The organism is Streptomyces sp. NPDC014676 (assembly GCF_043084105.1).
Lineage (GTDB): Bacteria > Actinomycetota > Actinomycetes > Streptomycetales > Streptomycetaceae > Streptomyces.
Window position 1 is genome coordinate 616,744 of sequence record NZ_JBIBZI010000002.1, and the last position, 23,572, is coordinate 640,315.

19 protein-coding genes are annotated in these 23,572 nt (G+C 73.6%); 7 read left to right on the plus strand and 12 right to left on the minus strand.

From position 1 onward, the window contains the following. The first annotated feature begins 82 nt into the window (after positions 1-82). The gene (locus tag ACF1DX_RS07225; protein WP_391790220.1) at positions 83-685 is read left to right on the plus strand and encodes an ALF repeat-containing protein; all 603 of its coding nucleotides are present in this window, start codon (positions 83-85) and stop codon (positions 683-685) included. 50 nt (positions 686-735) lie between these two features. Here ACF1DX_RS07225 and purH read toward each other — a convergent pair whose 3' ends face one another. Together purH and purN are read right to left on the minus strand one after the other, a co-directional pair. After that, positions 736-2,298: a bifunctional phosphoribosylaminoimidazolecarboxamide formyltransferase/IMP cyclohydrolase gene (gene purH / locus ACF1DX_RS07230; RefSeq protein WP_391790221.1), complete on the minus strand. Its 1,563-nt coding sequence runs from the start codon at positions 2,296-2,298 to the stop codon at positions 736-738. Beyond that, complete coding sequence (gene purN / locus ACF1DX_RS07235; RefSeq protein ID WP_391790222.1) at positions 2,295-2,933, minus strand: phosphoribosylglycinamide formyltransferase; 639 nt, start codon at positions 2,931-2,933, stop codon at positions 2,295-2,297. The genes purH and purN overlap by 4 nt, the downstream gene beginning before the upstream one ends. 374 nt (positions 2,934-3,307) lie before the next feature. Between purN and ACF1DX_RS07240 the strand changes: the two genes are divergently transcribed. Further along, positions 3,308-4,072 carry a hypothetical protein gene (locus ACF1DX_RS07240; RefSeq protein ID WP_391790223.1) on the plus strand — a complete coding sequence of 255 codons (765 nt, stop codon included), beginning with the start codon at positions 3,308-3,310 and terminating at the stop codon, positions 4,070-4,072. A gap of 9 nt (positions 4,073-4,081) precedes the next feature. On the opposite strand, the gene ACF1DX_RS07245 is transcribed toward ACF1DX_RS07240, so the two are convergent. From ACF1DX_RS07245 to ACF1DX_RS07255, 3 genes are all read right to left on the minus strand, one after another. Then, positions 4,082-4,324, minus strand: coding sequence for a hypothetical protein (locus tag ACF1DX_RS07245; RefSeq protein WP_391790224.1), 243 nt, complete (start codon positions 4,322-4,324; stop codon positions 4,082-4,084). 42 nt (positions 4,325-4,366) lie between these two features. Then, positions 4,367-4,888 (minus strand): hypothetical protein, encoded by a 522-nt coding sequence (locus tag ACF1DX_RS07250; RefSeq protein WP_391790225.1) that lies wholly within the window; start codon positions 4,886-4,888, stop codon positions 4,367-4,369. Between the two features lie 194 nt (positions 4,889-5,082). After that, positions 5,083-6,594: a DUF6350 family protein gene (locus ACF1DX_RS07255; protein WP_391790226.1), complete on the minus strand. Its 1,512-nt coding sequence runs from the start codon at positions 6,592-6,594 to the stop codon at positions 5,083-5,085. Between the two features lie 96 nt (positions 6,595-6,690). Here ACF1DX_RS07255 and ACF1DX_RS07260 point away from each other — a divergent pair, with 96 nt between their 5' ends. Next, positions 6,691-7,866 carry a helix-turn-helix domain-containing protein gene (locus ACF1DX_RS07260; RefSeq protein WP_391790227.1) on the plus strand — a complete coding sequence of 392 codons (1,176 nt, stop codon included), beginning with the start codon at positions 6,691-6,693 and terminating at the stop codon, positions 7,864-7,866. A 104-nt stretch (positions 7,867-7,970) separates the two neighbouring features. Here ACF1DX_RS07260 and sucD read toward each other — a convergent pair whose 3' ends face one another. The 6 genes from sucD to ACF1DX_RS07290 all read right to left on the minus strand — a co-directional run bounded on the left by sucD (position 7,971) and on the right by ACF1DX_RS07290 (position 16,511). After that, the gene (gene sucD / locus ACF1DX_RS07265) at positions 7,971-8,855 is read right to left on the minus strand and encodes a succinate--CoA ligase subunit alpha (RefSeq protein WP_030871259.1); all 885 of its coding nucleotides are present in this window, start codon (positions 8,853-8,855) and stop codon (positions 7,971-7,973) included. Positions 8,856-8,876: 21 nt separating this feature from the next. Next, entirely contained in the window at positions 8,877-10,055 is a 1,179-nt protein-coding gene (sucC, locus tag ACF1DX_RS07270; RefSeq protein ID WP_391790228.1) for an ADP-forming succinate--CoA ligase subunit beta, read from the minus strand. A 532-nt stretch (positions 10,056-10,587) separates the two neighbouring features. Continuing rightward, positions 10,588-11,670: a hypothetical protein gene (locus ACF1DX_RS07275; RefSeq protein ID WP_391790229.1), complete on the minus strand. Its 1,083-nt coding sequence runs from the start codon at positions 11,668-11,670 to the stop codon at positions 10,588-10,590. A 157-nt stretch (positions 11,671-11,827) separates the two neighbouring features. After that, the gene (locus ACF1DX_RS07280) at positions 11,828-13,009 is read right to left on the minus strand and encodes a VWA domain-containing protein (RefSeq protein WP_391790230.1); all 1,182 of its coding nucleotides are present in this window, start codon (positions 13,007-13,009) and stop codon (positions 11,828-11,830) included. Further along, positions 13,006-15,348 carry a DUF5682 family protein gene (locus ACF1DX_RS07285; RefSeq protein ID WP_391790231.1) on the minus strand — a complete coding sequence of 781 codons (2,343 nt, stop codon included), beginning with the start codon at positions 15,346-15,348 and terminating at the stop codon, positions 13,006-13,008. The genes ACF1DX_RS07280 and ACF1DX_RS07285 overlap by 4 nt, the downstream gene beginning before the upstream one ends. Further along, positions 15,345-16,511: an AAA family ATPase gene (locus ACF1DX_RS07290; RefSeq protein ID WP_391790232.1), complete on the minus strand. Its 1,167-nt coding sequence runs from the start codon at positions 16,509-16,511 to the stop codon at positions 15,345-15,347. Before ACF1DX_RS07290 ends, ACF1DX_RS07285 begins: the two co-directional genes overlap by 4 nt. Before the next feature lie 132 nt (positions 16,512-16,643). Here ACF1DX_RS07290 and ACF1DX_RS07295 point away from each other — a divergent pair, with 132 nt between their 5' ends. Together ACF1DX_RS07295 and ACF1DX_RS07300 are read left to right on the plus strand one after the other, a co-directional pair. Then, entirely contained in the window at positions 16,644-17,987 is a 1,344-nt protein-coding gene (locus ACF1DX_RS07295; RefSeq protein WP_391790233.1) for an SWIM zinc finger family protein, read from the plus strand. A 112-nt stretch (positions 17,988-18,099) separates the two neighbouring features. Then, a complete protein-coding gene (locus tag ACF1DX_RS07300) occupies positions 18,100-19,728 on the plus strand; it encodes a DUF5691 domain-containing protein (RefSeq protein WP_391790234.1) in 1,629 nt (542 codons plus the stop codon). Positions 19,729-20,054: 326 nt separating this feature from the next. On the opposite strand, the gene ACF1DX_RS07305 is transcribed toward ACF1DX_RS07300, so the two are convergent. After that, entirely contained in the window at positions 20,055-20,471 is a 417-nt protein-coding gene (locus ACF1DX_RS07305) for a cobalamin B12-binding domain-containing protein (RefSeq protein WP_030871236.1), read from the minus strand. A 413-nt stretch (positions 20,472-20,884) separates the two neighbouring features. On the opposite strand from ACF1DX_RS07305, the gene ACF1DX_RS07310 reads away from it, so the two are divergent. After that, positions 20,885-21,751: an esterase/lipase family protein gene (locus ACF1DX_RS07310; RefSeq protein WP_391790235.1), complete on the plus strand. Its 867-nt coding sequence runs from the start codon at positions 20,885-20,887 to the stop codon at positions 21,749-21,751. 316 nt (positions 21,752-22,067) lie between these two features. After that, a complete protein-coding gene (locus ACF1DX_RS07315) occupies positions 22,068-23,549 on the plus strand; it encodes a M23 family metallopeptidase (protein WP_391790236.1) in 1,482 nt (493 codons plus the stop codon). Positions 23,550-23,572 lie beyond the last annotated feature (23 nt).

Here is a 23,572-nt window from a genome sequence, read left to right on the forward strand (position 1 = left end):
CTCCCGGACGTCAAGTGAAAGGATGTTCGAGACGGCAACAGCCGTCCTCCGCGAAGACCTCTACCCCTAGGCAGGTTCACGTATGAGACTGACCCGCGGTGTTCTGGCGGCGGCCGCCACTGCGCTGGCGCCGGCTCTCCTGCTCACCGGTCCGGCCTTCGCCGCGGACGCGGCGCCGGTTCCCCCGGCCGTCACGGCGGCGGCCGCCACGGACGGCCCCGGTACGCCGGTGGACGAGATGTCGGAGGAGGAGCTGCGCGCCGCCATCGCCGACATCCTGGCCGACCCGGACTCCGGCAGGGGCGTCGAGCGGGAGGCGAACGAGGCACTCGGCGGCACCGTGGAGGACATGCGCGAGTTCCTCAAGACCGGCTACCGGCTCGCGCAGTACGAGGACGACAAGGTCGCCATCGTCACCATCCTCGGCAAGCCCTACGCCGGAAAGCGCGTCACGCAGGAGATCAACGCACTCCTCGACGCACCCACCCCCGAGAAGCTCCGCACCTGGCTGGAGACCGGCTACCGGCTCGCCCAGGCCGAGGACGACCGGGTCGCCGTCGCGCGGATGCTGGCCGACCCGGACATCAGCGACGCGCTGCGCGCGGCGGCCGAGGAGGTCATCGACGGTACGCCCGAGGAGCTGCGGTACTTCCTGGAGACCGGCCAGTACGAGGTGGACAAGTAGGACTTCCGTCCGCCCGGCCGACCGTATCGGTGGCCGGGCGGACGGACCCGTCAGTGGAAGAAGTGGCGCGTCCCCGTGAAGTACATGGTCACGCCCGCCTTCTTCGCGGCCTCGACGACCAGTTCGTCGCGGACCGAGCCGCCGGGCTGGACCACGGCCTTCACGCCGGCCTCGGTGAGGATCTCCAGGCCGTCGGGGAACGGGAAGAACGCGTCCGAGGCGGCGTAGGAACCGGCCGCGCGCTCGGCGCCCGCCCGCTCCACCGCCAGCTTCGCGGAGTCGACGCGGTTGACCTGGCCCATGCCGACGCCGACGGAGGCGCCGTCCTTGGCGAGCAGGATCGCGTTGGACTTCACCGCGCGGCACGCCTTCCAGGCGAAGGCGAGGTCGGCGAGTTCGGACTCGCTCAGCGCCTCGCCGGTGGCCAGCGTCCAGGTGGCCGGGTCGTCGCCCTCGGCCTGGAGGCGGTCGGTGACCTGGAGCAGGGCGCCACCGTCGATCGGCTTGACCTCGACCGGGGCGGACGGGGCCTCGGGGGCGCGCAGGACGCGGATGTTCTTCTTCTTGGTGAGGGCCTCGAGGGCGCCCTCCTCGTAGTCCGGCGCGACGATGACCTCGGTGAAGATCTCCGCGACCTGCTCGGCCATCTCCTTCGACACCGGACGGTTCACGGCGATCACGCCGCCGAACGCGGACAGCGGGTCGCAGGCGTGCGCCTTGCGGTGCGCCTCGGCGACGTCCGCGCCGGTCGCGATGCCGCACGGGTTGGCGTGCTTGATGATCGCGACGGCCGGCCCGGCGTGGTCGTACGCGGCACGGAGCGCGGCGTCCGTGTCCGTGTAGTTGTTGTACGACATCTCCTTGCCGTGCAGCTGCTCGGCCTCGGCGAGACCGCCCGTCCCGGACACGTACAGGGCCGCGGGCTGGTGCGGGTTCTCGCCGTAGCGCAGGGTGTTCTTGCGCTCCCAGGTGGCGCCGAGGAAGTCGGGGAACCGCGAGTCGTCGACCGGCGCGTACTCCGAGGCGAACCAGCTCGCGACCGCCACGTCGTACGCGGCCGTGTGCCGGAAGGCCTCCGCGGCGAGCCGCTTGCGGGTGGTGAGGTCGAAACCGCCGTCCTGGACCGCGGCGAGGACGTCCGCGTACCGTGCCGGACTGGTCACGACGGCGACCGAGGGGTGGTTCTTGGCGGCGGCGCGCACCATGGACGGGCCGCCGATGTCGATCTGCTCCACGCACTCGTCGGGCGTGGCGCCGGAGGCGACGGTCTCGCGGAACGGGTAGAGGTTCACGACGACGAGGTCGAACGGCTCCACGCCCAGCTCGGCGAGCTGGTTGCGGTGGTCCTCCAGGCGCAGGTCGGCGAGGATGCCGGCGTGGACCTTCGGGTGCAGGGTCTTGACGCGGCCGTCCAGGCACTCGGGGAAGCCGGTGAGCTCCTCGACCTTGGTGACGGGGACGCCCGCGGCGGCGATCCTCGCGGCGGTGGACCCGGTGGAGACGAGCTCCACGCCGGCCTCGTGCAGGCCGCGCGCGAGGTCCTCGAGGCCGGTCTTGTCGTAGACGGAGACGAGCGCCCGTCGGATGGCCCGCTTGTTGCTCTCGGCGGTCACTGGATAACTACCTTTCGTCCCTCAATGCGGTAGCCGTTGCGGGCGAGGAGCCCCACGACCTCGACGAGCAGCCTTCGCTCGACGTCCTTGATGCGCTCGTGCAGAGCGCTCTCGTCGTCCTCGTCCCGGACCTCCACCACGCCCTGCGCGATGATCGGTCCGGTGTCGACGCCGTCGTCGACGAAGTGGACGGTGCAGCCGGTGACCTTGGCGCCGTACGCGAGCGCGTCCCGTACGCCGTGGGCCCCGGGGAAACTGGGCAGCAGGGCGGGGTGGGTGTTGACGAACCGCCCGCCGAAGCGCGCGAGGAACTCCTTCCCCACGATCTTCATGAACCCGGCGGACACCACGAGGTCGGGCTCGTGGGCGGCGACGGCCTCGGCGAGCGCCGCGTCCCACTCCTCGCGGGTGGCGTGGTCCTTGACCTTGCAGACGAAGGTCGGCAACCCGGCGCGCTCGGCGCGGGCCAGTCCCTCGATGCCCTCGCGGTCGGCGCCGACGGCCACGACCTCGGCCCCGTACGCCTCGGCGCCGGTGGCGGCGATCTCGTCGAGGAGAGCCTGGAGGTTGGTGCCGGATCCGGAGACCAGCACGACGAGACGCCTGGCGCGCTCGGCCACGGGCTTGGCGGCCACGGTGGGGCCCTTTCTCGGGGAGCGTCTGCACGGTCGGCGGCACAGCGCTTTGTATATTCATACGAATGCTTCGCGTCCCCGGATACGGGGAAGCCTACGAAGCGGCCGACCGTCAGCAACGATACCGGCACACCGGGCGGCCCCCACGGGACGGGGGCGTGGCCGGAAGGTAGCGTCTGGGAAGAGCCGGTCCTGGAACGCCGGGGCGCGTGGGAACGTCAGCCGTGCACCGGGCGTTCACAGGATGACGGACCCGGGCAGCGGAGAGCCGACGGGAACGCACCGGTTCACCAGCCCAGTCGTAGTCGAATACGTCGTGCGAGACGGCCACGCCGGACCACGCCGTGCTTCATTAAGGGGAAGACGCTCACTTGATGCCGGACCGCAGCCTGCGACTTCTCACGTTCCCCCAGCAGTCCGCCCAGGGAGGGGAGCGGGGCGCCGTGCTGCTGCGGGAGCGCCCCTCCTCGCCGCCCGACGCGCCCCAGGACGGGGGCGGTGACGACGGGCGCCGTGGGGCCCAGGGCTCTCAGGACGACAACCCGTTCGCGCCGCCGCCGGAGGGGACTCCCGACCGGCCCTGGCAGCCGAGGCACCCGTCCGGCGGGGAGGGCGGCGACCGCTCCTCCTGGGGCCGGAACTGGAGCGACCGGCAGCCCGGCCGCTCCCCCGGCGGTTTCGGCGAGCGCCCGCGCGGTCCCGAGGGGCAGGGCGGCGGCCCCCAGGGGCCCGGCACGCGCTGGGACCCCACGGACCCGGCCCAGCGCCGTGCGCGCCTCGCCCTGCTGTCCGGCATGTGGGCCTTCTTCTTCGGCCTGTTCGCCTGGCCGTACGTCGCGCTGCTGCTGGGCGCGCTCGCCCTGTACTGGGGCATCAGCGCCCTGCGCGCCAAGCCCCGCGCGCAGGACCCGGACGTCCCGGCGTCCGAGCCGAAGGGCCGCCCGCAGACCACGGCCGCGGTGAGCGGACTGGTCACGGGGTCGCTGGCGCTCGCCCTGGTCGCCGCGTCCTTCACGGCCCAGCTGGTCTACAGCGACTACTACACCTGCACCGACGACGCCCTCACCCATGAGGCCCGCCAGTCCTGCGGCGACCTCCTCCCGGAGCAGCTCCGCGACCTCCTGGGGGACGGCGGCTGACACCCGCTCTCACTCCCGTGCGGCGGACGTGGGGCCCTCCTCGCCGGGGGCGGCGACCGCGTCCCGCACGCCGAACGGCATGTCCCAGCCCCACAGGCCGGGCGCGGGTTCCCGGGTGTGGTGAGGCAGGTACGGCTCGTCGGGAGCGTCGCGCGGGAGGGGCGGGACCGGCCTGCCGCGTACGGGCGGCGCCGGTTTCGCCTCCTTCGGGGTGCGGCGGTTCCGTGGCGCACCACCGATGTCAACGGACAAGTCCGGATGACCCAGGCACACACCAGGGATCTGGATGGCTCGTCACTTCGAAGGATCAACCGCCCTTACCACATGACCCCCTTCAGCCCCTCCACGGCATCTCCAGACTGGAACGTCGTGGACATAATCCAAGTGCAGGCCGAAGGTGTGGCGGCGACAGACCGGCCAGACCGTGGAGTAGTAATCCATAACGAATTCCTGCACCCCTTCCGCCACGACGCCCAGAACCTCCGCCCAATCCGGCGCCGAGACCTCCCCTGACTTGAAGCGAACTACACCGACCGGCCCAAATTCCGGGTCGCGAAGATAATTCACGTAGCAAAAATCATCCCCGGCAACCCTTTTCCCAGTCTCATCGAACACCGACTTCTGGATCATTTCGAAGGCCGCTCTCGACATGGAAAAGGTTCGCTCGGTCCAGAGTTCACAGAATTCATCTGCGGATATTCCCCCGAATTCACCGTACACCTCGGCCGCCCATGCCAGCACCTCCTCCGAGTTGGACTCCTCCTGTCGCCAGACGCTCCGCAGCATCCTGTTGCGCCAGTCCAGAAAGTTCGACACCTTCGATATCCTTCCAATTCAGAAACAGCGTACCGCCGGAGAGGCTGGGACCTCTCCGGCGGTACGCTGAACCCTCAGGTGAGCAGTGCGTAGATGCTCAGCCTAGGATTCCTCACGCAGATGTTCTGGACAGTGACGTTGCCGGACCATTCGACATTGTCCGTCCAGTCGAAGCTCCTCGTCCCTGAGCGAGCTCAAGAACAGTCGGTCCCGTGACGACCCGGGACTCGGAAGCCGGTCCCCGGGATCCGGCGGTTCCATGGCGGCCCAGGACTCAGAATCCGGTTCACCAGGCCCCGGCGGTCCCGTGACGACCCGGGACTCGGAAGCCGGTCCCCCAACTCCCGGCGGTCCCGTGGTGATCCCGCCCCTGGCAGTTGGTTCACCGCCTCGCCTCCGGGTGGGCGGCGGCGCCAGGCCCGTACCGTCAGGGCCGTGGGGACCGCCACCAGCGCGAGCCACGCCAGTGCCGCGGCCCCCACCTGCCACCACACCGGGCCGAACCGGGAGAGCGCGGCCACTCCCAGCGGCCCGCCCGCGAGCGCGGCGAGCGCGGACAGCAGGGCCGCGCACAGCACGGCCGCCAGTACCGCCGCCCCGGCGGTCCGGCCGCGGGTCCAGGCGGGGGCGGGCGCCGGTCCGCTCCGCGCGGCGCCCCGTCCCACGAACCACCCCACCACCAGTCCGGCCGTCACCGGCAGCGCCGCCGCCGCCCAGTTCGGCGCGGTCCCCGCTCCCGCGTCCGGCACCGCCGCGAGCAGCGGGAACGGCGGCAGCGGCGGGGCGGACGGGGAGAGCAGGGGGGTCACCCGGGTGCCGGTCCCGAGGAGGAAGCCGGGACCGAGGGCGTACGCCGCCGCCCACACCGCGGCGTTCGGCGCCAGCGTGACGCAGAGCAGCAGCACCGCCAGCCATCCCGACCAGCCCTCCGTCAGCCGCGGGAACGCCTGCCGGGTCTCCCCGGCGTGCCATCCCAGCGACACCACGAGGAGCAGCGCCCCGCCGCCGGCCAGCACCGTCGCCCCGGCCGCCGCCGCCCGCGCCACGACTCCGGGACGGCCGTCCGGTCCGAGGACCAGATGGCGTGCGCCCCTCGGCAGCACCGCGCCCAGCACCCGCTCCAGCGGCCCGCTCGGACGGCCGTACGCCGTCCACACCCCCGCCCCCGCGGCCAGTCCGGCGACCAGCGGCACGCACACGACGGCCGCCTCCCACGCCGGCCGCAATCCGCCGCCGGCGCAGTAGAGCGCGGCGGGCGCGCCGACGGCGAGGTAGCCGAGGAGGACGCCCGCCCACGCCGTACGGCCGGGGACCAGCGGGGCCTGTCCGGCGCCGCCCGTGCCGCCCTCCGCCGCGTCGCGGGCCGCCCGGTGCAGCAGCCACACCGGCAGCGCGAGCAGCAGCAGCGGCGGGACGCCCACGGGTGCGGGGACGCCGGAGAGGGTGTCGGCGCGGACCAGTTCGGCGCCGTGGGCGAGCAGCCACAGCGCCGCCGCGATGTGCAGGGCGCCGCCGGGCCCGCTGTCGGGGTAGGGCGAGCTGATCCACAGCAGGATCACGAGGACGGCGAACGCCGCGAGCCCCAGTCCGGCCGCGAGGGCGCCGCCGAGGAGGCCGGAGGCGAGCCCCGGCGAGCGGTCGCGCACGCGGGTGAGCAGGGCGGCCGGCGTCGTACGGCGAGCGGTCATCTGGGTCACGTCCGCCATGCTCCCAACGACACGCGCTTTCCCGTCGTAACGGGCGAAGCACGGTTGTGTCGCTCAATATACGTTTATGTACTTTTCCGGACGGAGGGGCGCCCAGTGACACGGAGCCCCGCCACCCCGCTCCCCTCCCCCGACGAACGCCGGCGCCTGCGCGCGGCGGCCTCCCTGACGTGGCGCCAGGTCGCGGAATGTGTGGGCGTCCCGCCCGAGACGGTGCGTGCGTGGGAGTCCGGCCGCAGCACACCGCGCGGCCGGAACCGGGAGACGTACGCGAAGCTGCTGGCCGGCCTGGCGGAAGGGGCCGCCGACGGCGGGATCCGGGAGTCCGTCCCCGTCCGTCAGGAGGAGGCCGCCGCGGTGGTGGCGGTGCGCCTGGGGAAACCGGGCGGCGACGGCCGTCCCGGCACGGTCGCGCCGGAACCCTCCGCGTTCGCGCAGGCACCCCCGCCGTCGTCGTCCGCCTCTCATGAGGAACGCCTGACGCCCGCTCAGGCCTTCGACGCCCTGTACTCCTTCTGCGCCCCCGCCCTGGTCCGGCAGGCCTATCTGCTCACCGGCCGCCGCGCACTCGCCCGCGAGTCCGTGGAGCGGGCCTTCCAGCTCGCCTGGGACCGCTGGCCCGAGGTGGCCCGGGACCCGGACCCGGCCGGCTGGGTGCGCGCGGCGGCGTACGAGTGGGCGCTCTCCCCGTGGCACCGGTGCCGCCGCCGTCACCGGCGGCCCGAACCGCCGCCCCCCGACGACGACGACCGGGCGCTCCTGGAGACGCTGCTGCGTCTGCCGCCGCCGTACCGCCGCACGCTCCTGCTGTACGACGGCCTCGGCCTCGGCCTGCCGGAGACGGCGGCGGAGACGGAGGCCAGCACCCGGGCGGCGGCCGGCCGGCTGACGTACGCGCGCGAGACCGTCGCCGCCCGGCTCCCGGAGCTGTCGGACCCGGACGAGCTGCACCGGCGGCTGGCCGAGCTGGCCTCCGCCGGGCGGCTGCGGGCGGCCGAGCCGCCGGTGGTGCGCGGCGGCAGCGAGCGCCGGGCCCGGTTCTGGACGCGGGCCGCCGTCGCGTTCACCGTCGCGCTGATCGGCACCACGGCGCTCACCCTGCACACGGCCCCGACCGGCTACGAGCCGCCGGTGCCGCCGGGCGAGACGGTGCGGGGCGTTCCGCCGCGGGTGGCGCCCGGCCCCCTCTCGGAGGACGAGCGGGAGCTGCGCGACCGGCTGCGGAAGGAGCTGCCGCGGGGACCGGAACGGCTGGCGCCGCAGGCGCGGTGACCCGGGGCGGAGACGACGGGTGGGCCCGTCCCCCACTGCGGGGAACGGGCCCACCCGTACGGTGTCGCTCCGCACCGGTGACCCGGCTGCGGCTCGGCCGTGGTTCAGCCGGCGAGGATCGCGCGCGCCAGCTTCGCCGTCTCGGTCGGGGTCTTGCCGACCTTGACGCCGGCGGCCTCGAGGGCCTCCTTCTTCGCGGCGGCCGTGCCGGAGGAGCCGGAGACGATGGCGCCGGCGTGGCCCATGGTCTTGCCCTCGGGCGCGGTAAAGCCCGCGACGTAGCCGACGACCGGCTTCTTCACGTTCTCCTTGATGAACGCCGCGGCCCGCTCCTCGGCGTCGCCGCCGATCTCACCGATCATCACGATCAGGTCGGTGTCGGGGTCGGCCTCGAACGCGGCGAGCGCGTCGATGTGCGTGGTGCCGATGACCGGGTCACCGCCGATGCCGACGGCGGAGGAGAAGCCGATGTCACGCAGCTCGTACATCATCTGGTACGTCAGCGTGCCGGACTTCGACACCAGGCCGATGCGGCCCGGCTTGGTGATGTCGCCCGGGATGATGCCGGCGTTCGACTGACCGGGGGTGATGAGACCCGGGCAGTTCGGGCCGATGATCCGGGTCTTGTTGCCCTTCTCCACGGCGTACGCGTAGAACGCGGCGGAGTCGTGCACCGCGATGCCCTCGGTGATGACGACCGCGAGCGGGATCTCGGCGTCGATGGCCTCGACGACGGCGGCCTTGGCGAAGGCCGGCGGCACGAAGAGGACGGACACGTTGGCGCCCGTCTTCTCCATCGCCTCGGCGACGGTGCCGAAGACCGGGATCTCGTTGCCGTCGATGTCGACGGACGTGCCGGCCTTGCGGGGGTTCACGCCACCGACGATGTTCGTGCCGTCGGCCAGCATGAGCTTGGTGTGCTTCATGCCCGTGGCACCGGTCATGCCCTGGACGATGACCTTGGAGTCCTTGTTGAGGAAGATAGCCATGGCTGTCTGAGTCCCTCTTCCTTACTTCGCAGCCGCGAGCTCGGCGGCCTTGTCGGCCGCGCCGTCCATGGTGTCCACGCGCTGCACCAGCGGGTGGTTGGCGTCGGAGAGGATCTTGCGACCCAGCTCGGCGTTGTTGCCGTCGAGACGGACGACGAGGGGCTTGGTGACGTCCTCGCCCTTGTCCTTCAGCAGCTGCAGCGCCTGCACGATGCCGTTGGCGACCTCGTCGCAGGCGGTGATGCCGCCGAAGACGTTGACGAAGACGGACTTGACGTCCGGGTCTCCGAGGATGATCTCCAGGCCGTTCGCCATGACGGCGGCGGAGGCGCCGCCACCGATGTCGAGGAAGTTGGCCGGCTTGACGCCGCCGTGCGCCTCACCGGCGTAGGCGACGACGTCCAGGGTGCTCATGACGAGACCCGCGCCGTTGCCGATGATGCCGACCTCACCGTCGAGCTTGACGTAGTTGAGGTTCTTCTCCTTGGCGGCCGCCTCGAGCGGGTTGGCCGAGGCCTTGTCCTGGAGGGCCTCGTGCTCCGGCTGGCGGAACTCGGCGTTCTCGTCCAGGGAGACCTTGCCGTCCAGGGCGATGACGTCGCCGGAGGCGACCTTGGCCAGCGGGTTGACCTCGACGAGGAGCGCGTCCTCGGCGACGAAGGTCTTCCACAGGGTGACCAGGACGTCGGCGACCTTGTCGGCGACCTCGGCCGGGAAGTTCGCGGCCTCGACGATCTCGCGGGCCTTGGCGGGGGTCACACCCTCGTTGGCGTCGATCGGCGTCTTGGCGACGGCCTCGGGGCGGGTGGCCGCCACCTCCTCGATCTCCATGCCGCCCTCGACGGAGGCGATGGAGAGGAAGGTGCGGTTGGCACGGTCGAGGAGGAAGGAGACGTAGTACTCCTCCAGGATCTCCGGGGCCGTCTCGGCAATCATCACCTTGTGGACCGTGTGGCCCTTGATGTCCATGCCGAGGATGTTGGTCGCGTGCTCGACCGCCTCGTCGGGGGTGGCGGCGAGCTTGACGCCGCCCGCCTTGCCGCGGCCGCCGACCTTCACCTGGGCCTTGACGACGGACTTGCCACCGAGACGCTCGGTGGCTGCGCGGGCCGCCTCAGGCGTGTCGATGACTTCACCGGCCAGCACCGGTACATCGTGCTTGGCGAAGAGGTCCCTCGCCTGGTACTCGAACAGGTCCACGCGCTTCCGTCCCTATCAGTGATCTCGCGGTTCGTTGGATGCGTGGGCGTGCCGCGAAGGGCAACGTGACGTCCGCTGTGTCACAAGGGAGGCGCACACGGTGTCCGAGCGCGCGGCATGTCCGTCTCGCAGGTTATCGCCGCTTGGGGGGCCTCTCTAAATCGCGGGTCACACGTGAGCGGTGATACCTGTCACATGATGCCGCCATCTCTGGCACCGCGTGCCGGGCGTGAGGGGCCTCACCGGGCTGGGGCCGGCCCGGTGAGGCCCTGTCGAACAGCCCGGAGGGGCGGTGAACACCCTCTTTCTCCGGGATGCGGGGTGACCGGCCCCCACCCCAATGGGGACCGGTCGCCCCTCCACGAGGTTCCGGCCGGACGGACCGACGGCTTTCGGCTGTCCGGGTCCGATGTGCCCCGCGGAGTCCTTTGTCACCCGCGAGTCACGTACGGGTGGGCGCGGAGGGCGCGGGACGGGCAGGCCGCCGCGCCGCCCTCGCGCACACGTGTCCGCGGCGAGGGAGGGGCCGGCCCTAAGCGGGCGAGACCGGAACGTCCCGGTACGGGTCCCGGGTACCGGTCGCCCCGGCGCGCTCGGCGGTGCCGGGGACGAGCCGGAGCGGCGGCCGGTGAGGTGCGGTGACGGCACAGGCGTCACCGTGGCGCGGCGTGCCATGGTCCACGGCCGAGCGGCTGCCCGTCGTACCGTCCGGCTGACCGGCGGGCGCGCCGGGAGCGTGCGGTGCGGGGGCCGGGGCGGTGTCCCCGGCCTGTACGGCGTCCCGCGCGGGCCGGTGTCCGTGGTCGTCGTGCGCCGCGCCGGCGGCACGGGCCGGCTGCGGGCCGTGGGCGACGGGGCCGGCGACCGGTCCGAAGGTCCCGGACGGTCTGTCCGGGGCCTTCGGCTCGTCCGGGGCGTCCCGCCCCGGCGCGTCGGGCGGCGGTGTCGGGGTGTCCGGCTGCGGGGCGGGCCTGCCCGGCTCGGGGAGCGGCTGCTCCGGCACGTCGGGCAGGGGCAGGTGCGGGAGCTCCGGCAGCGGCGCGGGCTGCTCCGGGCCGGGGAGCGCGGGCAGTGCGGGCAGGACCGGCAGCGCGGGCTGCCCTGGGCCGGAAAGCACGGGCAGCGCGGGCAGGACCGGCAGCGCGGGCTGCCCTGGGCCGGAGAGCACGGGCAGCGCGGGCAGCGCGGGGAGCTGCCTCTGCGTCGCCTCGTCCAGTCGGCCGGTCACCGTGCCGATCAGTTCCCCGGCCGGCCGTACGATCCGCTCGTCCACGGACCGGACCACGGTCCCGGCCGTCGGGCGGATCGGGCCGGCCCCGTCCGGGCGCGGTACGGGGAGGGCCCCGCTGACCGACACGGGACCGTTCGAGCCGGGCGCGGCGCTCGAGCCGGCCGGCACCACGGACCCGACGGTGACGGACCCGACGGTGGAGGCCCCGATGGCGGAGGAGGTCACCTCGCCCGGCCCGCCGTCCGCCGCCCGCGCCCGCTCCCCGCACAGCACGCCGAGCACGAACACCGCGCCCACCAGCAGTGCCAGCCGGACCGCACGCCACCCGGCCGCCGCGCGCATCGCGCGCAGAGCGGCACCGGGCACGGCTGCTGACCAGGTCAAGGGGGGCGGGTCCTCCCGGGCGGCGGGACGGCTGAAGACACTTCACAAGTCCCTGTGATCGAACAGCTCCGATCCTCGCACGCGACTCCCGAGGTCGCGCAAGCCCTCCGTTACCGATGGGTACTCATGTCCGTTTTCACCGGCCCGAGTTCGCTCCTCATCCCGCGTCCGGTATCGGCAACGGCCGCTTCTCGATCGCCGCCGCCATCACCTCCGGGAACAGATCGGGTGTGCAGGCGAACGCCGGTGCGCCCAGCGCGGCGAGCGCCGCCGCGTGCTCCCTGTCGTACGCGGGCGCCCCCTCGTCGGACAGCGCGAGCAGCGTCACGAACCGCACCCCCGACGCCTGCATCGCCGCGACCCGCTTGAGCATCTCGTCGCGTATGCCCCCTTCGTAGAGGTCGCTGATCAGCACGACCACCGTCTCGGCGGGTCGGGTGATCCGCGACTGGCAGTACGCCAGCGCCCGGTTGATGTCCGTGCCGCCGCCGAGTCGCGTGCCGAAGAGCACGTCGACGGGGTCGTCGAGCTGGTCGGTGAGGTCGGCGACCGCCGTGTCGAACACGACGAGCCGGGTGTCGATCGACCGCATGGAGGCGAGCACCGCCCCGAACACCGCCGCGTACACGACGGACGCGGCCATCGACCCGGACTGGTCGACGCAGAGGACGACCTCCTTCTTCACCGACCGCGAGGCACGCCCGTAGCCGATGAGCCGCTCGGGCACGACCGTCCGGTGCTCCGGCAGGTAGTGCTTGAGGTTGGCGGCGATCGTGCGGTTCCAGTCGATGTCGTGGTGGCGTGGCCGGCTGACGCGGGCGCTGCGGTCGAGGGCGCCGGTGAGAGCGGCCCGGGTGCGGGTGGCGAGCCGCTCCTCCAGGTCCGCGACGACCTTGCGCACGACCACGCGTGCCGTCTCCTTCGTCGTCTCCGGCATCGCCTTGTTCAGCGACAGCAGCGTGCCGACGAGGTGGACGTCGGCCTCGACGGCCTCCAGCATCTCCGGTTCCAGCAGGAGCGTGGCGAGATCGAGCCGGTCGATGGCGTCGCGCTGCATGACCTGGACGACGGAGGACGGGAAGTAGGTCCGGATGTCCCCGAGCCAGCGGGCCACCGACGGAGCCGATGCGCCGAGCCCCGCCGAACGGTCCCGGCCCGCCTGCGGGGTGTCCCCCTTGCCGTAGAGCGCGGCGAGCGCTCCGTCCATCGCGGCGTCCTGCCCGGACAGGTCGTGTCCGGTCCCGTCGGCCGGGTCCCCGCCGAGCACGAGCCGCCAGCGCCGCAGCCGCTCCCGCGCCGGGTCCGTCGCCGTGGCCGCCTCGCCCCGCATATCCGTCATGCCGTCACCCCCGCCGGTCGTCCGTCACGCGCTCCCCCGTCGTCCCCGTCGTCCCCGTCCGGCCCTAGCAGCAGCCGAAGGACCGGCAGCACGGCGTCCGCCCGGGCGGTGTCGGGATCGGGGGCGAAGCCGGGGGTGCCGGACACCGCGGTCGCCGCGCTCCCGCGTGCCCCCGGTCCGCGCCGGACCAGTTCACCGAGGATGCGCCGCACCCCTGGCTCGTACGCCGAGAACGTCCGCCGCAGCAGCGGCAGTACGTCCGTGAACGCCTCCGCCGGTACGTCCGTCAGCCAGGTGTCGACCAGCCCGAGCAGCCGCTCGTCGTGGACCAGGAGCAGTCCGCCGCCCGAGCCGCCGCCGACGAAGCCCTCGATCCACGCGGCCGCGTCCGCCGGCGGCGTGCCCGGCGACAGCACGAGCCCCATGAGCCGCGCCGCCTCGTCCCTCGCCAGCTCCCCGTCGTCCAGCAGCAGCCGCACGGACCGCCCCCGTATGACGCCGGGCACGGTGTCCCGTGCGGACAGGGTCCGCAGCACCGACTGCCAGCGGGAACGCAGCTTCCCGTGGCCCGGTGCGGGGGCGTCGCCGAGGAGACCCACCGCGCCGTGCACCGCGTCGACATGGCGTCGCATCTCGTCGGCGGCGTCCGCGTCCAGCGCCGCGCAGGCCGGGGGCAGTCCGACGAAGATCCGCTCGGCGAGACCGGCGGCGACCTCGGCCAGCGCCGCGGTGCCGGTGCCGCGCACGTCGCCGTAGCGCAGCGAGCGGACCAGGGCGGGCAGCGCCTGGGCGAGGTGGCCGACGTCCGTGTCGAGGGCCGCGCGGTCGGTGAGGATCCGCATCACCGTGGGCAGCGCCTCGGGCAGTGCGGCCAGCAGGCAGTGCTCGGCGAGCCCGGTGACCTCGGCGAGGCCCCGCGCGCCGACGGCGTCCGCCTCCGCCTTGGCGGTCGCGGCGGCGAGTACGGTCGTCCCCCAGACCCCGGCCTCGGCGACCCGTACGGACAGTTCGGGCTCCCAGCGCAGCCGCCAGGTCTCCCGGAAGGTCCCCGTGCCGCCGCGTACGGCGACCGGCTCTCCCCAGCCTATGCCGAGCAGCCGCAGCCGGTGCAGCAGTCTGCCGCGCTCCGCGTCGGTCTCCTTGCGCAGGTCGAGTTCCAGCTCCCGCTCCCCGGCCTCGGGTCTCAGCCGCAGTCGGCGCTGGATCCGCGTGAGGTCCCGCTGCAACGGCACGGCGGGTGCCGTCGCCGGTACCTCCCCGAGCACGTCGCCGACGACCAGCCGGTCGCGCACCAGCGCCAGCGGCACGTCGGAGCCCTCGCACATCACCGCCCGTACGGCGTCGGTCGTCTCGCTCAGGCCGGGCAGCGGACGTCCGCGCAGCACGGCGAGGGTCTCCGCCAGCCGTACGGCCTCGATGACGTGCGCGGAGGAGACGATCCGGTCCTCGGCCCGCAGCAGCCCGGCCACCCTGGTCAGCCACCGCTCGACCGGCCGGTCCGGGGCGTCGAACAGATGCCCGTACCAGCCCGGGGAGTCGATGCCCGCGCCGTAGCCGCTCGTCCGGGAGAGCCTGTGGTGGGTCCAGGGCACCCAGGTCATGTCCGTCTTCACCTTGGGCAGCCCTTTCAGCAGGGCGCGGTCGGCGGCGACGGCGGTCTTCCGCCGCAGCGCCGGCACGTGCCAGGCCCCGCAGACCACGGCCACGCCGTCCTCGGACTGCCGCCACGCCTCCCGGATCCGCAGCCGCATGTGCGCCTCGCGCACGAGGTCCCGCCGGTGTCCCCCGTTTCCGTACTCCTCCCGCAGCACGGTCATGGCCTCCTCGAGCGCGGTGAACGACGCCGTCGCGTCCCCCTCGCCCGTGCCCCGGTGCTCGACGACGTCCTCCCACCACCGCTCCGCGTCGTCGTACCCGGCGGCTTCGGCGAGTGCTCCCAGGGGGTCGACCCGCACGTCCTCGTCGCCCGCGCCGGGTCCGGGGGCCTCGTCGTCCTCCCAGGCCAGGGTGTGCGTGGCCGGCAGGTCGATGAAACGGGCCGGGACCCTGTGCTCCAGCGCCCAGCGGAGCGCGACCCACTCCGGGGAGAACCCGGCCAGCGGCCAGAAGGCCGAGCGGCCGGGCTCGTCCACCGCGTGGGCGAGCAGTGCGACGGGCGGTCGCATGTCCTCCTCGGCGGCGAGCGGGAGCAGCGCGTCCGCCTCCGGCGGGCCCTCGATCAGCACGACGTCCGGCCGGGCCTCCTCCAGCACCGCCCGCACCGCCCGCGCGGACCCCGGCCCGTGATGCCGCACGCCGAGCAGCAGCGGCCCCGCGGTGTCCGCCTTCCCGGCGTTCATCCGCTGACCTCCCGGCAGGCCCGGTAGAAGTCCTTCCAGCCGTCGCGCTCGCGGACCACGGTCTCCAGGTACTCCTGCCAGACGACGCGGTCCGCCGCCGGGTCGCGGACGACCGCGCCGAGGATGCCCGAGGCGACGTCCCCGGCCCGCAGTACGCCGTCGCCGAAGTGGGCGGCGAGCGCCAGCCCGCCCGTGACGACGGAGATCGCCTCGGCGGTCGACAGCGTGCCGCTGGGTGACTTGAGCTTCGTACGGCCGTCGGTGGTGACCCCGTCGCGCAGCTCGCGGAAGACGGTGACGACCCGGCGGATCTCCTCGATGCCGTCGGGCACGGCCGGCAGGTCGAGGGAGCGGCCGATCTGGTCGACCCGGCGCGCGACGATGTCGACCTCCGCCTCCGGTGTCTCCGGCAGCGGCAGCACCACGGTGTTGAAGCGGCGGCGCAGGGCGCTGGACAGGTCGTTGACCCCGCGGTCGCGGTCGTTGGCCGTGGCGATCAGGTTGAAGCCGCGGACCGCCTGCACCTCCTGGCCCAGCTCCGGTATCGGCAGCGTCTTCTCCGACAGGAGGGTGATCAGCGTGTCCTGGACGTCGGCCGGGATACGGGTCAGCTCCTCGACGCGGGCCGTCATGCCCTCCGCCATGGCCCGCATCACCGGGCTGGGTACGAGGGCGTCGCGGCTGGGGCCGTGGGCGAGCAGCCGGGCGTAGTTCCAGCCGTAGCGGATGGCCTCCTCCGGGGTGCCGGCCGTGCCCTGCACGAGCAGGGTGGAGTCGCCGCTGACCGCGGCGGCCAGGTGCTCGGAGACCCAGGTCTTCGCGGTGCCGGGCACGCCGAGCAGGAGCAGGGCGCGGTCGGTGGCGAGGGTGGACACCGCGACCTCGACGATGCGGCGCGGACCGATGTACTTCGGCGTGACGACCGTGCCGTCCGGCAGCGTGCCGCCGAGCAGGTAGGTGGCGACGGCCCATGGTGACAGCCGCCAGCGGGCGGGGCGGGGACGGTCGTCCTGTGCGGCCAGCGCGGCGAGTTCGGCGGCGAAGGCGTCCTCGGCGTGCGGTCGCAGCGTCTGTGCGGGCACGGCGTTCGCGGGCGACGCGTTCGTGGGCGCGGAGCCGTTCCGCGTCGGGTCGACGGGCGTCGGTCCAACGGACACAGTCATGGCGGAGTCCCCCTCCAGCTCGGCCGGTTCGGATCTGCCACCAACCGTGCACCACGCCACTGACAATCGCTCCGACCTGCACGAACGCACTCGACGGGGCGATTGTCAGTGCCGGGATCTAGTTTCGGTGGCATGACTCAGCAGGGGGTGCGCTGGACCGCGGACCAGGTGCTGGCACTGGCGCCTGACCCCGCGTCACGCACGGCGGGGAGCAGACTCGGCACGGCCGGTCCGTGGTCCGGGGCCGGCAGTTCGGACGAGGGGACGGTGTGGGGACTGTGCGAGGGCGGTGGGAGCGCTCCGTACCGGACGGTCGTCGACGTCGCGGACGCCTCCGGGCCCGCGTACCACTGCAGTTGCCCGAGCCGCACGCTGCCGTGCGAGCACGCGCTCGGTCTGCTGCTGCTCTGGTCGGGCGGGGACGGGGCGGTGCCGCGGGGGGAGGCGCCGGAGTGGGCCGGGCGATGGATCGCGGGCCGGCGCACGCGCACGGAGGGGAAGCAGAACCCGGGCTCCTCCGGTTCGGCCGGTCCGGAGGCGGCGCGGCGCAGGGCGGAGCGCCGGGCCGAGCGGGTGACGGCGGGCGCGGTGGAGCTGGAGCAGCGCCTGGCGGACCTGCTCCGCGGCGGCCTGGCGGCGGCCGAGCAGTCGGGGGACGGGCTGTGGGAGGAGACCGCGGCCCGCATGGTCGACGCCCAGGCGCCGGGGCTGGCCGCCCGGGTGCGGGAGCTGGGGACGCTCGCGGGCACCGGGCCGGACCGGCCGGTGCGGCTGCTGGAGGAGTGCGCGCTGCTCCACCTCCTCGGCCGGGGCTGGCTGCGCCGGGAGCGGCTGCCGGAGGGCCTGGCCGCGACGGTCCGGTCCCGTATCGGCCTGCCCGCGCCGGCGGACGGCCCGGCGGTACGGGACCGCTGGCTGGTCCTCGCCCAGTACGACACGGCGGACAGCCGTCTGACGACCCGCCGTATCTGGCTGTACGGCACGGACTCGGGGCGCACGGCGCTGCTCCTCTCCTACGGTGCGGCGGGCCGCGCCCCGGAGCTCGCGCTGCCGGTCGGGCTGGTCCTCGACGCGGAGCTGTCCGCGTACCCGGGCACGGGACAGCAGCGGATGGCCCTGGGCGAGCGGTTCGCGCCGCCCGCGCCGACGGACGTACGGCCACCGGGGACGACGACGGCCCGGGCGGCCGCCCGCTACGGCGAGGCGCTGCGCGACGACCCCTGGCTGGACTCGGTCCCGGTGACGCTGGACCGGGTGATACCGGTTCCGGACGGTGACGGCTGGCAGCTGGCCGACGCCGACGAGGACGCGGCCCTGCCGCTCACGCCGGCCGCGCGGTCCCGCCCCGGGCTGTGGCGTCTGGTCGCCCTGTCGGGCGGCGCCCCGGTCAGGGTCTTCGGCGAGTGCGGCCACCGGGGATTCACTCCGTTGGCGGTATGGCCGGAGGGGCCCGGTGAGGCGGTGCCGCTGTGCTGAGCGGTGCTCTCACCCCTGTTCCCGCCCACCCCAGGAATCTTTCGGACATCACTGGACACTCGGCGCGTGTGAGTCTTCGACCGTGCCGGGACGCCCGTCGGAAAGGAAGCTCATGAGCAGGACGACCACCGCCGTGGACGCGCCCCTCCCGGATTCCTGGGAGGAGCTGGTGACCGTGGCCCTGCTGGGCACGGCCCGGCGCACACCGGCGGGATCCGCGCCCGGGGCGGACGCGCCGTCGGCCCTGCTGGACGCGGCGGCCGTGGCGACCGTACGGCGACGTGCCGGGCTGCGGCCCGCGCGGGCCGCGGAGCGTCCGCGGCCGGCCCCCGAGGACCCGCGCCCTCCGCTGCCGTCCGCCGCCGCGCGTCGGCTCATGATGCTGCTCGCCGACCGTCCCGGCACCGCGGGCGGTGGCCGCCGGGGAGCGGCTCCGGACCTCATGGAGCTGCTGCCCCAGTGGCTGGCGGCGGCGAACGCCCGCGGTTTCGCGGCGCCCCCGGCCGCGCTGCCCGCCCTGCTCGACGCCGCGCGGGGACGGACCGATCTGCGTCCGGCGGCGCTGCGGTTCGCGGGGCCGCGCGCCCTGTGGCTGGCCCGGTTCAACCCGGACTGGCGGTTCGCCCTGCGTTCCACACCGGGCGGGGGCACGTCCGTGCCCCGTCTCCACGACACGGAGGGCATACGGCGGCTCTGGCAGGAGGGTCTCTTCGCCGAGCGGGTCGCCCTCCTCACCGCCCTCCGCTCCCGCGAGCCGGCCACCGCGCGGGAACTCCTCGCGGCGAGCTGGGCGACGGAGCGGGCGGAGGACCGCCTGATGTTCCTGGACTCACTGCGCACCGGACTCGGCCCGGACGACGAGCCCTTCCTGGAACAGGCCCTGGCCGACCGCAGCCGCAACGTACGGGCGACGGCCGCGGAGCTGCTGTCGGCGCTGCCCGGCTCCGCGCTGGCGGAACGCATGGCGGTCCGGGCCGGGGCGTGTGTGGCCGTCGACCGTACGCGGGACACGCCGACGATCGTCGTCGAGGCGCCGCACGAATGCGACGCGGGCATGGAGCGCGACGGCGTGGTGGCCAGAGCCCCGGCGGGCCGGGGTGAACGGTCCTGGTGGCTCGGCCAGTTGGTGGAGGCCGCGCCCCTGGGAAGCTGGTCGCGGCGGCTCGGCGGGCGTACGCCGCGGGAGATCGTGGCGCTGCCGGTGGCGGACGACTGGCAGGGCGAACTGCACGCGGCCTGGTGCCGGGCGGCGGTACGGCAGTGCGACGCGGCGTGGTCGCGGGCGCTGCTCGGTGAGCCCTCCGCGCCGGAGGCGGGCGGCCCGGGGGCGGTGTCCCTGGCCGAACGCGCCAAGCTGCTCGGCACGCTGGACGCCGCCGAACGGGCCGAGTGGGTGGCCGGGTTCATCGAGACGCACGGCCTGTCCGAGGCGTTCCAGTTGCTCGGGGTGTGTGCCGTGCCCTGGGCGGCGCCGGTCGGACGGGCGGTGGTCGACGCGCTCGACATCGCGCGTGACGCGGGGAGTTATCCATGGAGTTTCAGCGGAGTCATGGGCCTGGCCGAACGCTGCCTCGACCCGTCCGAGGCCGGTCGCCTCGACGCGCTCCTGGCGGTACCGGACGAGCCGGAGGACGCGTCGCCCGGAGCCGGTGGCTACTGGTCGGAAGCCTTCCAGCGCCTGGTCACCACCCTGCACCTACGCGCGACCATCCTCAAAGAACTGACCCCGCCCACCCCCTGACCCACCCCGCCGTTCCCGCGGGCAGTCGTACCTCCCCCAGTGCCTTAAGGGCCTGGGAGGTACCCCCAGGGGCGACGGGGGTCCCACCGCTCATGGGGGTCCCCCCGCTCGAGCGAAGCCGAGAGTGGGGGAGGAGCCGAGGGTGGGGGAGGAGCCGAGAGTGGGGGAGGGTGGGCGATGGGAGCACCTCCCAGGCCGTTCAGGCACTGGGGGAGGCACCCGGCAAGCGCCGGGCGGCGCGACCCGCTCCCGCCCAGCGCCAGCTCCGGGGTGTCGGGGCCGGTGCCCCGGCCCGAACGCGGCGCGCGAGGCGTCACGAACGCGGCCTACGCCTCCGCGGGCTGCCGCACGTTCGCCCGCACCCAGTCCACGATGGAAGCCGTGGTCGCCCCCGGTGTGAAGATCTCCGCGACACCCTTCTCCTTCAGCGGAGCGATGTCCGCCTCGGGAATGATCCCGCCGCCGAAGACCAGGATGTCCGCCGCGTCCCGCTGCGCCAGCAGCTCGATCACCGCCGCGAAAAGCGTGTTGTGCGCCCCGGAGAGGATGGACAGACCGATCGCGTCGGCGTCCTCCTGGATCGCGGTGTCGACGATCTGCTCGGGGGTCTGGTGGAGCCCGGTGTAGATCACCTCCATACCGGCATCACGCAGCGCCCGCGCGATCACCTTGGCCCCGCGATCGTGGCCGTCGAGCCCCGGCTTGGCCACCACCACGCGGATCGGACCGGCTGCCACACCCATCACTGCCTCCATGAAGCGACTGCATCCATCCCTGCCGACAAGTACCGCACACATCCGTCGTGCCGTACACATCGCTCGGGCACCCCGGTCCGAACCGGCCGGGGAAGTGAACGAACGTTATCTCCAGCATCCCGCAACCGGCAGTTTCACGGTGCGCAGCGAGGGGCAAATCACACGGAGGGACACGTTCACCGGGCAGCGTTCCCGGGCTCCGGGCCCCGCGCACCGCACGCCCGTGCACCGATCGGGCAGCCGTGGGACCATGCGTACAAGGGATTCGCACCGAGGCCGCCGTACCAGCGCGCCCCCTCCACACCTCGCACGCGCGCACCGTCGACCGCTCTCACAGCGATTTCCCATGAGGGCACACGGGGGACAGGGCCGTCCTCCCGCGTGCCGACAGGAGGTCGGCCATGAAGGTCACCGAGGCAGCTCTTCCCTTCCTGCCGCTCTGCCGGCGTCTTCTGCCGGTCCGGCTGGCGGATCTCTCCCTGACCCTGCTGAAGGCGACCGCCCTGGAGCTGGCGATCCTGGCGGGTCACCTCCTGCTCTACCCCGCCGGCATCGTCCAGGAGCGCCGGGGCGCGCACCCCGTGCTGCCCTCCCCGGACGGCACCGCGCAACTGCCGGCGGAGGCCAAGCCCCCGGTGGTGCTGCTGCACGGCTTCATCGACAACCGGTCGGTCTTCGTCCTGCTGCGCCGCAGCCTCGCCCAGCACGGCAGGCAGCAGATCGAGTCGCTCAACTACTCCCCGCTGACCTGCGACATCCGCATCGCGGCCGAACTGCTCGGCCGGCACATAGAGCAGGTGTGCGAACACACGGGCAGCCGCCGGGTCGATGTGGTCGGGCACAGCCTCGGCGGGCTCATCGCGCGGTACTACGTGCAGCGGCTGGGCGGTGACGCCCGCGTGCGGACGCTCGTCACGCTCGGCACCCCGCACTCCGGCACACGCGTCGCCCCCCTGGCCAACGCGCACCCCATCGTGCGCCAGATGCGCCCCGGCTCCCCGCTGCTCGAGGAACTCGCCCAGCCCGCGCCGGGCTGCCGTACGCGCTTCGTCGCCTTCTGGAGCGACCTGGACCACATCATGGACCCGCTGGAGTCGGCGTGTGTCGAGCACCCCGACCTGACGTCGGTGAACATACGGGTGAGCGGCGTGGGCCATCTCGCGCTGCCCGTGCACCCGGCCGTGGCGACCCGCATACGGCAGGCCCTGGACACGGCGCACCCCGGAGAGCCGTCCACCGGCCGCCCGGAAGGCCTGACCGTGGCGTGACGACCGACCGCCCGGAAGGCCCGAGCGCGACACGCCCGGCGCCGGCGTCACGGGACAACCGGGACCGCGCGCCCCCCTCGACGGCAATCCGAACAACAACGGTCCGAGACGGCCCACTTGTCGCCGTCGATCACCCACCGTCTCGAACACGTCTCGAACAAAAAGCCAAGACCGCGCCCGCCGTCCGCCAAAAGACAACCGATTGCCCCTTTCCTGCGTGCGCGAAACCTGCGGAAGATTGTCGTGCCCGCATACCGCCGGGTACAGTCGCCGCACTGCTCTGGCAGCCCCTGTTGTCGAGGCGAAAGAGAAGTTGGTGAACGACCGTCACCCGTCGGGGACCATGGACCCGGCTCCGGCTTCCGATGCCGCTTCGGCGCCCTATGCGTCGTACGGCACCCAGGAAGCCCCGTACGGCGACTTCACCACGTACGGCGGCTACGACGCCACCGGTTATGCCGCCACCCACTTCGGCACGGGCGGCCACACCGCCGGGGGCTTCGCCACGGATCCCCTCTTCGGCGACCTTCCGGGCGGCGGTCAGGACACCGGCGCGTACGACACCACCGGACACTGGCCCACGGACGGCCAGGACACCGGCCACTACGACATGTACGCGGCCCAGCACACGTCCCCGTACGACACCGGCGGCTACGACACGACCGCCTGGACCACCGGCCATCACCCGATGACGGTGATCCCGCCGCAGGCCGCCTCGCCGGAGACCAGCGGCCAGTGGGACGCCGGTGAGTGGCTCCAGCCCGATCAGGCCGGGAACCCCGCCGACCGGACCCAGCAGTGGGACTGGGGCACGCAGACCTTCGACAGCGGTGTCTACGACGCCACGCAGTGGAACTCCGACGGCGGCGAGACCGCCGCCCAGGAGCCCGCGTCCGACGCCTACGAGCCGCAGGCCGAGTCCTTCGGCCAGGAGTCCCACGAGGAGCCCGCCGCCCAGGAGCCGGCCGACACCGGTGAGCTGCCCGCGGTGCTCCTGCTCGAGGAGCAGGAGGAGACCGTCCCCGCCCCGGCGCCGCGCGCGGCCTCGCGCGCCGGGTCGCGTTCCCGCCGCCGCACGCCCGCCAAGCGCTCCGCGCTGCTGACGGTGGCCGTGCCCTCGGCGTGCGTGATGGGCGTCGCCGGCATCGCCGCGGCCTCGGTCGGCGACCTGGCCGGCGACGGCGGCCAGGAGACGAAGACGACCGCGGCGGACGCCCAGCCGGTGAAACCGTCCGCCGCCAACATCAAGCTGGACACCCAGCTGGAGAGCCTCGCCGCCGGCGCCGACGACTTCGCCGACCGGGCCAGCCGCACCCAGGAGCGCATCGACCTCAAGGCGCAGCAGGAGGCCGAGCGCAGGGCGGCCGCGGAGGAGGCGGCCCGCAAGGAGCGACTGCGGCCGAAGTTCGCGCTCCCGGTCGCGCAGCACGGACTCAGCGCCTACTACGGCCAGTCCGGCATCAACTGGATGTCCGTCCACACCGGCATCGACTTCCCCGTCCTGTACGGCGCGACGGTGATGGCCGCCACCGACGGCACGGTGCGCACGCAGCTCAACCCCGCCTACGGCAACATGATGATCGTGACGGCGAAGGACGGCACGGAGACGTGGTACTGCCACCTCTCCAGCTACCAGGTCGCCTCCGGTACGACCGTGAAGGCCGGCGACCCGATCGCCTTCTCCGGGGACTCCGGCAACTCGACCGGTCCGCACCTGCACTTCGAGGTCCGTCCCGGCGGCGGTTCGGCGATCGACCCGCTCGCCTGGTTCCGCAGCCACGGCCTCGACCCGTCGTAGGGGCCCGCCCCCGACGGGTCTCG

Coding starts and splice junctions, on each gene's coding strand:
- ACF1DX_RS07225 (WP_391790220.1), top strand. CDS start 83: ATGAGACTGACCCGCGGTGTTCTGGCGGCGGCCGCCACTGCGCTGGCG.
- ACF1DX_RS07240 (WP_391790223.1), top strand. CDS start 3,308: ATGCCGGACCGCAGCCTGCGACTTCTCACGTTCCCCCAGCAGTCCGCC.
- ACF1DX_RS07255 (WP_391790226.1), bottom strand. CDS start 6,594: ATGGCGGACGTGACCCAGATGACCGCTCGCCGTACGACGCCGGCCGCC.
- sucD (WP_030871259.1), bottom strand. CDS start 8,855: ATGGCTATCTTCCTCAACAAGGACTCCAAGGTCATCGTCCAGGGCATG.
- ACF1DX_RS07280 (WP_391790230.1), bottom strand. CDS start 13,009: ATGACGGATATGCGGGGCGAGGCGGCCACGGCGACGGACCCGGCGCGG.
- ACF1DX_RS07285 (WP_391790231.1), bottom strand. CDS start 15,348: ATGAACGCCGGGAAGGCGGACACCGCGGGGCCGCTGCTGCTCGGCGTG.
- ACF1DX_RS07290 (WP_391790232.1), bottom strand. CDS start 16,511: ATGACTGTGTCCGTTGGACCGACGCCCGTCGACCCGACGCGGAACGGC.
- ACF1DX_RS07295 (WP_391790233.1), top strand. CDS start 16,644: ATGACTCAGCAGGGGGTGCGCTGGACCGCGGACCAGGTGCTGGCACTG.
- ACF1DX_RS07300 (WP_391790234.1), top strand. CDS start 18,100: ATGAGCAGGACGACCACCGCCGTGGACGCGCCCCTCCCGGATTCCTGG.
- ACF1DX_RS07305 (WP_030871236.1), bottom strand. CDS start 20,471: ATGGGTGTGGCAGCCGGTCCGATCCGCGTGGTGGTGGCCAAGCCGGGG.
- ACF1DX_RS07310 (WP_391790235.1), top strand. CDS start 20,885: ATGAAGGTCACCGAGGCAGCTCTTCCCTTCCTGCCGCTCTGCCGGCGT.